The sequence below is a fragment of the Actinoplanes sp. NPDC049599 genome (assembly GCF_044465625.1).
Taxonomy (GTDB): domain Bacteria; phylum Actinomycetota; class Actinomycetes; order Mycobacteriales; family Micromonosporaceae; genus Actinoplanes.
This window is the reverse complement of the sequence record NZ_JBITLX010000012.1, coordinates 230,017-236,918: the sequence shown is the minus strand read 5'-3', so window position 1 is coordinate 236,918 and position 6,902 is coordinate 230,017. Positions and strand designations below refer to the sequence as shown.

The 6,902-nt window shown below is 73.3% G+C and carries 8 protein-coding genes; 3 read left to right on the top strand and 5 right to left on the bottom strand.

Annotation, left to right across the window (positions count from 1 at the left end; all coding sequences use genetic code 11):
- Positions 1-781: 781 nt before the first annotated feature.
- Together ACIBQZ_RS22640 and ACIBQZ_RS22635 are read right to left on the bottom strand one after the other, a co-directional pair.
- On the bottom strand, positions 782-1,516 hold the full coding sequence (locus ACIBQZ_RS22640; protein ID WP_396090726.1) for a phosphotransferase enzyme family protein: 735 nt from the start codon (positions 1,514-1,516) through the stop codon (positions 782-784).
- Positions 1,513-1,671, bottom strand: a complete 159-nt coding sequence (locus ACIBQZ_RS22635) for a hypothetical protein (RefSeq protein WP_396090725.1) — start codon at positions 1,669-1,671, stop codon at positions 1,513-1,515. The genes ACIBQZ_RS22640 and ACIBQZ_RS22635 overlap by 4 nt, the downstream gene beginning before the upstream one ends.
- A 99-nt stretch (positions 1,672-1,770) precedes the next feature.
- Between ACIBQZ_RS22635 and ACIBQZ_RS22630 the strand changes: the two genes are divergently transcribed.
- Positions 1,771-2,700, top strand: a complete 930-nt coding sequence (locus ACIBQZ_RS22630) for a proline dehydrogenase family protein (protein ID WP_396090724.1) — start codon at positions 1,771-1,773, stop codon at positions 2,698-2,700.
- 253 nt (positions 2,701-2,953) lie between these two features.
- Positions 2,954-3,127, top strand: a complete 174-nt coding sequence (locus ACIBQZ_RS22625) for a hypothetical protein (RefSeq protein ID WP_396090723.1) — start codon at positions 2,954-2,956, stop codon at positions 3,125-3,127.
- Between the two features lie 242 nt (positions 3,128-3,369).
- Here ACIBQZ_RS22625 and ACIBQZ_RS22620 read toward each other — a convergent pair whose 3' ends face one another.
- Positions 3,370-3,834 (bottom strand): Lrp/AsnC family transcriptional regulator, encoded by a 465-nt coding sequence (locus tag ACIBQZ_RS22620; protein ID WP_396090722.1) that lies wholly within the window; start codon positions 3,832-3,834, stop codon positions 3,370-3,372.
- Between the two features lie 43 nt (positions 3,835-3,877).
- Entirely contained in the window at positions 3,878-5,020 is a 1,143-nt protein-coding gene (locus tag ACIBQZ_RS22615; RefSeq protein WP_396090721.1) for an acyl-CoA dehydrogenase family protein, read from the bottom strand.
- 92 nt (positions 5,021-5,112) lie between these two features.
- Here ACIBQZ_RS22615 and ACIBQZ_RS22610 point away from each other — a divergent pair, with 92 nt between their 5' ends.
- Positions 5,113-6,024, top strand: a complete 912-nt coding sequence (locus tag ACIBQZ_RS22610; RefSeq protein WP_396090720.1) for a 5'-3' exonuclease H3TH domain-containing protein — start codon at positions 5,113-5,115, stop codon at positions 6,022-6,024.
- Positions 6,025-6,125: 101 nt separating this feature from the next.
- On the opposite strand, the gene ACIBQZ_RS22605 is transcribed toward ACIBQZ_RS22610, so the two are convergent.
- Positions 6,126-6,836 (bottom strand): DUF1775 domain-containing protein, encoded by a 711-nt coding sequence (locus ACIBQZ_RS22605; RefSeq protein ID WP_396090719.1) that lies wholly within the window; start codon positions 6,834-6,836, stop codon positions 6,126-6,128.
- Between the last annotated feature and the right edge of the window lie 66 nt (positions 6,837-6,902).

Sequence of the window (6,902 nt, the reverse complement as noted above, 5' to 3'; positions counted from 1 at the left end):
GGGCGACTCCGAAGGGCCAAACCTTCATCTCTCGCACAGCATCAACTCCAGAGCCTGCCTACAAACACAACTCCTTCGCTGTTCAGGGCACAAACGCCGCTACAAGGTCCACCACTCGCGTCCCTTTCCTCCTGAGATGACCCCTCGACCTCCAAGGGCCAATCCCGCATACCGGACGAAATCGGCAATGGGCTGGATGAAGTCAGGGGTATGGAAACGTCGAGGAAGGCACCGGCGTCATGTCGCCAATCCTGGGCTGCCACGCACGCGGCGACCCACCGGTGGAAGCCGACGTATGCGCTGACCTCCAATGCCTGCGTGCGTACTTGACGCCCATGTCGCCGATCCGTAACGGCGGTAGGTTGTGCTGAGCTGCGGGCCGAAACACTGCGTCCAGCTTCCCGAACTCGGAGGAGCGGCGTTGGCGGCCGCTGGGAACATCGCGATGCCCGGACCCACCGCTGCGCCGTGACGTGCATGGCTATCCGTGTGACGACGGCGCGGATGTTGCGGTAGATGGTCATCGGGGTGACGCTGCAGAAGGCGGCGATCTCGGAAATGGTGAACTGGCAGCTGTCGTACCTGCGCTGTGCCTTGTTGATCAGGGCGGGAGTCATCTTGGGTTTGCGTCCGCCGGCACGCCCGCGAGCTCGGGCGGCCGCCAGGCCGGCCAGCGCGCGGCCCTGCCCGACCGGGTCCGTGGCTAACCGCGACCCACCCCGACCTGGCCGGCCGCGCCACCTTCGCGCCGCCGTACCTCACCCAGTGCGCCCGGGCGGACCTACCGCAGCGCCGACCGCCACACCGGCAGGTGCGCGGCGAGGTAGCCGGCCGCGCCACCCCAGTGCACCCCGTGGCCCTCGGCCCACAGCCGGGACCACGGCGGCCCGCCGGTGCGCAACAGGTCGTACATCGCCCGGGTACGCCGCACCAGCAGCCCGGGCAGGGCCTGCCCGCCGGCCTCGTCCAGGCCGTACCCGTCGACCACCGCGCGCAGCCGGGGCGCGTCGACGGCCGGGTCACCGCCGGCCACCAGCGGCGGGAACGTCTGCGCGGCGTACGCCAGGTCCCACAGCCGCGTCCCGGGCGCGGAAGCGTCCCAGTCGATGAAGGTCCAGGTGTCCCCGTCGCGGATCAGGTTCCACGGCGCCAGATCCTGGTGACAGACCAGGTCGGCGCCGTCCGGCGGGATCGCCACGTCCCACCGTGCGTCCGGCGGCGGCACGAAGTCGGCCGCGGCGTCGTGCAGCGCGCGCACCATCGCCCCGAGCCGGCCCAGCTCGTCCAGGGTCATCGGCGGCGCCACACCCTGCACCCCGGGCACGTAGGCGAGCACCTGCCGCCCGTGGTCGTCGCGGCCGCGGACCTCCGGCACGCCGGGCACACCCTTGGCCCGCAGGTGACGCAGGAACGCGTGCACCGACGGGGTCGCGGGCGTCCAGGGCTTGCGGACCGTGTCACCGGAACGGACCACCGCGTCGGCGACGTTCCCGCCGGTCAGCGGCTCCTCGGTCAAGCGGTCCAGCCCAACCGGATGCGCCACTCGTCGTCGGTGCCCTCCCGCGGGTCCTGGCGCGGGTGCGCCACGGGCTGCGTCGGCACCATCTGCTCGGGTGTGACCCGCGGCGGCAACCGCCGGAAGTCCTCCCTGCTCAGAACCTTCTTCTCCACATGATCAGGCTAGGCCCGCCGTAGGCGGCCGTTCAAGCTGTAGGGCGGCGCACGCCGCCTACAGCGTCCTAGGATGTTGCTCTTTGGCAGGCTGGACGGGTGATCAACGACCCCGCGCAGGCAGCCCAGGTGCTCCGGACCCTCGCCCTCGACGAGCGGCTCAAGCTCAGCATCCCCGCCGACCCGGTGCTCGGCCCGCTGGCCCGCAAGGTGGCCCGCCGCTACGTCGCCGGCGAGGACCTGCTCGACGCGGTGCCCCGGATCACCGACATCATCGGCCGCGGCCACCGCGCGAACGCCGAGTACCTGGGCGAGAGCTGCCGCGACGCCGCCCGCGCCGAGCACGAGACCGACGTGTTCGTGGCGATGGCCGACAAGCTCCCGGCCGGCTGCTCGATCTCGCTCGACCTGTCCCACGTCGGCCTGGCCGTCTCCGCCGAGCTGGCCCTGGCCAACGGCACCCGGATCGCCGAGGCCACCGCCGCCACCGGCCGCGAAATGATCATCTCGGCGGAGGGCTCCGGCCGCACCGACGCGATCCTGGCGGTGCACCGCGACCTCAGCGAGCGCTTCGGCCACGTCGGGGTCACCGTGCAGGCACGGCTGCACCGCTCCCCCACGGACCTGGCCGGCCTGCTGCGCCTGCCGGGCCGGATCCGCCTGGTCAAGGGGGCGTTCCTCGAGCCCGAGACCATCGCGTACGCCCGCGACGACGCGGCCCTGGCCACGGCGTACCTGCAGCTGGCCGGGTCGCTGGCGGAGTCGGGCCACCTGTGCTCGTTCGCCACCCACGACTGGGACCTGATCCACCGGCTCGAGGCGCTGCTGGGCGAGCCGGCGCCGGACGCGCCGTGGGAGTTCGAGACGCTGCTGGGGCTGGGCCCGGACCGGCTGGCGGCGCTGGCCGGCCACGGCCACCCGACCCGCGAGTACGTGGTGTTCGGCACCGAGTGGTGGCTCTACGTCTGCAACCGGCTGGCCGAGGACCCGGCCCGGCTCTTCCAGGCCCTGACCGACGCGGCGGCCTGACCCGGCCGGGTCTCGTTCGGATGATTGTCGGCTCCGGCTCCGGCGCCGGCTCCGGTGGGACCGGGCGCCGGGCCCGGAGATGCCCGGATCCGCGCCGCGGCCGAGCAGCGGACGCGGGCCAGGGCCGCCGCCGGATCCGCGCCGGTCTGGCCGCCACGGTGCCGGCGGTGCTGGTCTGCCCCGGCCTCGTCTTCTGTGCCGTCCCAGGTCGTCACATCGCCGGCGCCGGCCACGATCCAGGCCGAGCCGGCCGATGCTGCTGACGGTTCCGCTGACGGTGGTGGCCGGCGACCGGCCCCGCATCGAGGTGACCGACCAGTGCGGCGAGGGCGCCTGCCTCACGTACCAGAAATGGGCCCTGCCGGGCACGGGGAGCGCGGGCTTCGCCGTGCCGGACGGCAACCGGCTGCCCGGGCCACGCTGGTGACCGAGACCGTCGGGTGCGCGGACGCCGGCACGGTCAGCTGACAGGTGCTCGACGGCGACGCCACCGTGGCCTCCGGCCAGGCCGTCGCGGCCCGCGGCCTTCCGGCTGCCCCGGAGCCGCACGCTCACCGTGACCGCGGTGCGGACCGAGGGCGGCGCGTGCCCGCTCGACCTGAGGATCCACTCGTTCGCCGACTTCTCCTGAGGCGGCCCGGCGCACCCCCCGTGAGGCGTCCTAGGAAGCTATGCTTCCGGCTTGTCGGCGGGCGCGATCCGCGGCGGGCGGTTCTCGTACGGCGTGCTCAGCACCACCGTCGTGCGGGTCGTCACGTTCGCCGCCGTGCGGATCTCCTGGAGCAGCCGTTCCAGGTCGGCCGGGCTGGCCACCCGGACCAGCAGCAGGTAGAAGTCCTCCCCCGCCACCGAGTAGCAGGAGTCGATCTCGGCCAGGTGGGCCAGCCGTTCCGGGGCGTCGTCGGGCTGCGACGGGTCGAACGGGCGGATCGCCACGAACGCCGTCAGCGGCAGCTCCAGCGCCTCGTACGAGACCTTCGCCGTGTAGCCGCTGATGACGCCGCGCTGTTCGAGCCGGCGTACCCGTTGGTGCACGGCCGACACGCTCAGCCCGACCCGCTCGGCGAGATCGGTGTAGGACAGCCGGCCGTCCACGGTGAGGGCGCCCACGATCGCCCGGTCGATCTCTTCCACGGCGACAAGATACCGGTCGTGACGCCCGGGCAACGAACCCGTTTCAGCCGCGGGTCAGCGAACGGCTGATCACCAGGCGCTGGATCTGGTTGGTGCCCTCGACGATCTGCAGCACCTTGGCCTCGCGGAACCAGCGCTCCACCGGGTGGTCGCTGACGTAGCCGGCCCCGCCGAGCACCTGGATCGCGTCGGTGGTCACCCGCATCGCGACGTCCGTGGCGAAGAGCTTGGCCTTGGCCGCCTCGATCGTGAACGGCCGGCCGGCGTCCTTGAGCCGGGCGGCGTGCAGCAGCAGCGCGCGGGCCGCGGAGATCTCCGTGGCCATGTCGGCCAGCATGAAGCCGATGCCCTGGAACTCGCCGATCGCCCGGCCGAACTGCACGCGCTCGCGGGCGTACCCGGCGGCGTAGTCGAGCGCGGCCTGGGCCAGGCCGACCGCGCAGGCCGCGATGCCCAGCCGGCCCGCGTCGAGCGCCTGCATGGCGATCCGGAAGCCGACGCCCTCGTCGCCGACCAGCCGCTCGGCCGGCACCCGGGCGTCGTCGAAGACGATCTGGGCCGGCGCCGACGAGCGCAGGCCCATCGTGCGTTCCGGTGCCTGCGGCAGGATCCCGGGCGTGTCGGCGTCGGCCAGCAGGCAGGAGATGCCGGCCGGGCCGGGCCCGCCGGTGCGGCAGAAGATGTTGTAGAAGTCGGCCTGGCCGCCGTGGGTGATCCAGGCCTTCGTGCCGGTGACGACATAGTCGTCGCCGTCGCGCACGGCCCGGGTGCTCAGCGCGGCGGCGTCCGAGCCGCCCTGCGGCTCCGAGAGACAGTACGCACCCAGCAGGTCACCGCCGAGCAGGTCCGGCAGCGACTTGCGCTGGCGCTCGTTGCCGTACGCGAAGACGGGGTAGCAGGACAGCGTGTGCACGCTGACGGACTCGGCGATCGCCAGCCACGAGCCGGCCAGGATCTCCAGGACCTGCAGATACACCTCGTACGGCTGACCCGCACCGCCGTCGGCCTCCGGGTAGGGCAGCCCGAGCAGCCCGGCGCGCCCGATGGTGCGCAGCACGTCGCGCGGGAAGATACCCTCGTGCTCGTGCCTGGCGGCCCGGGGAGCGAGCTCACCCGCGGCGATCTCCCGGGTCAGCCCCAGCAGCTCGTAGGCCTCGTCCGTTGGCAGGATCCGCTCGACCGTCACATCCGTAAGCTTAACGGTCGTTAGGCCGACCGTCATCCCGCCCCGCCGGACGGGTGCCGCGGAGTGTCGGTGGGCACCGCTAGGTTGGTTCCGTGACCGAGCGACCCCTGCTGGCAGTCGATGCCCCCAGCCTGTATTTCCGCGCTTTCCACGGCATCCCCGAGTCCGCGGCCCGCACCGAGGCGGGCGAGCCCGTCAACGCGATCCGCGGCTTCCTCGACATGATCGCCCAGCTCATCCGCACCCGCCGCCCGGACCGGCTGGTCTGCGCCCTGGACGCCGACTGGCGCCCGGCCTGGCGGGTCGCGCTGGTCCCGTCGTACAAACAGCACCGGGTCGCCCACGGCGACGTCGAGGAGGTGCCCGCCGCGCTGGAGAAGCAGGTGCCGGTCCTGCTCGAGGTGCTCCAGGCGATCGGCATCCCGACCTTCGGCGTGCCCGGCTACGAGGCCGACGACGTGCTCGGCACGCTCGCCGCCACCCAGCCCGCCCCGGTCGAGGTGGTCTCCGGCGACCGCGACCTCTACCAGCTCGTCGACGACACCCGCGGCACCAGGCTGCTCTACTGCGGCCGCGGCGTGGCCAAGCTGGAGGACAGCGACAACGCCGCCGTCGAGGCCAAGTACGGCGTCCCGGCCCGCTGGTACGCCGACTTCGCGGCGATGCGCGGCGACCCGAGCGACGGCCTGCCCGGCGTCCCGGGAGTGGGCGAGAAGACGGCGGCCCGGCTGATCGCCCGCTACGGCGGCATCGAGCAGATCCTGGCGGCGCTGGACGACAAGGACGCCGGCTTCGCCCCGGGGCTGCGCACCAAGCTGGACGCGGCCCGCACCTACCTGGCGGCGGCGCTGCCGGTCTGCAAGGTGGCGCTGGACGTGCGGCTGCCGGAATTCGACCCGGCCCTGCCGACCGCGCCACAGGACCCGGAGGCGCTGCTGGCGCTGGCCCAGAGGTGGAACCTGGCGGGCTCGGCCCGCCGCCTGGTCGACGCCCTCGCCGGCTGAGCGACGACAGGCCGAGGCCCGCGGCCGGTCGGCGCTCAACCAGCCGATCCCCCGCGGGCCGGGAGCGGCCCGCGGATGCACGAGTGAGGCTGCGCCGTGGTCTACTCCGCCGGGGGCGGGGTCGTGCGGCGGCGGCTCAGCAGGAAGCCCACGCCCCCGGCCACCACCACCAGGGCGACCACCACCCAGATCCACCACGTCGACGAGCCCTCGTCGGCCTCCGCGGCCGGCTCGGCCTGGATCGTGGCCGGCACCGGCGATGTCACGACCGGGGACGGCACAGAAGACGAGGCCGGTGCGGGAGCCGCGCTGCTGGTCGCAGGCGCCGCCGCCGGTCCCGGCTTCAGGGTGATCAGCGGCGCCGGATGTTCCGGCTCGTCCTCGCCCTTCTCCTGGATCTCGATCCAGCGGGAGATCTCCCCGTCCGCGTACGTCTCCAGCGTCTTGAACGACAGCCGCGTCTCCCCGTCCGGCAGCTTCCTGACCTTGACCTTCCACTCGGCGTCCCGGCCCGACGGCAGCGCCTTGCCGCCCACCACGAAGCCGTCCGCGTTCGGGGTGAAGGTCCAGCCCGACGGCACCTTGACCGCCGTCACGTCGGCCGGCGCGATGCCCTCGGGCAGCACCACCCGCTCCGACCTGATGCCGGACGGGTTCTCGGCCTCGCCGTGGAACGTCAGCGTCACGTTCGCCGCGCCGGCCCGGGTCTTGTCGGCGCTCACCTCGACGTGCGCCGCCGCCGGGCCGGCCGCGGTCAGCACCCCCAGCCCCGCGAGCACACCGATCGTCGTCAGCCGGGTCCTGGTACGCACGCCGTGAACCACCTTCGCGAAGAGGGACGGCCGCCCGCCGGGTCGCGGCGGCCTCGACCAGCTAAC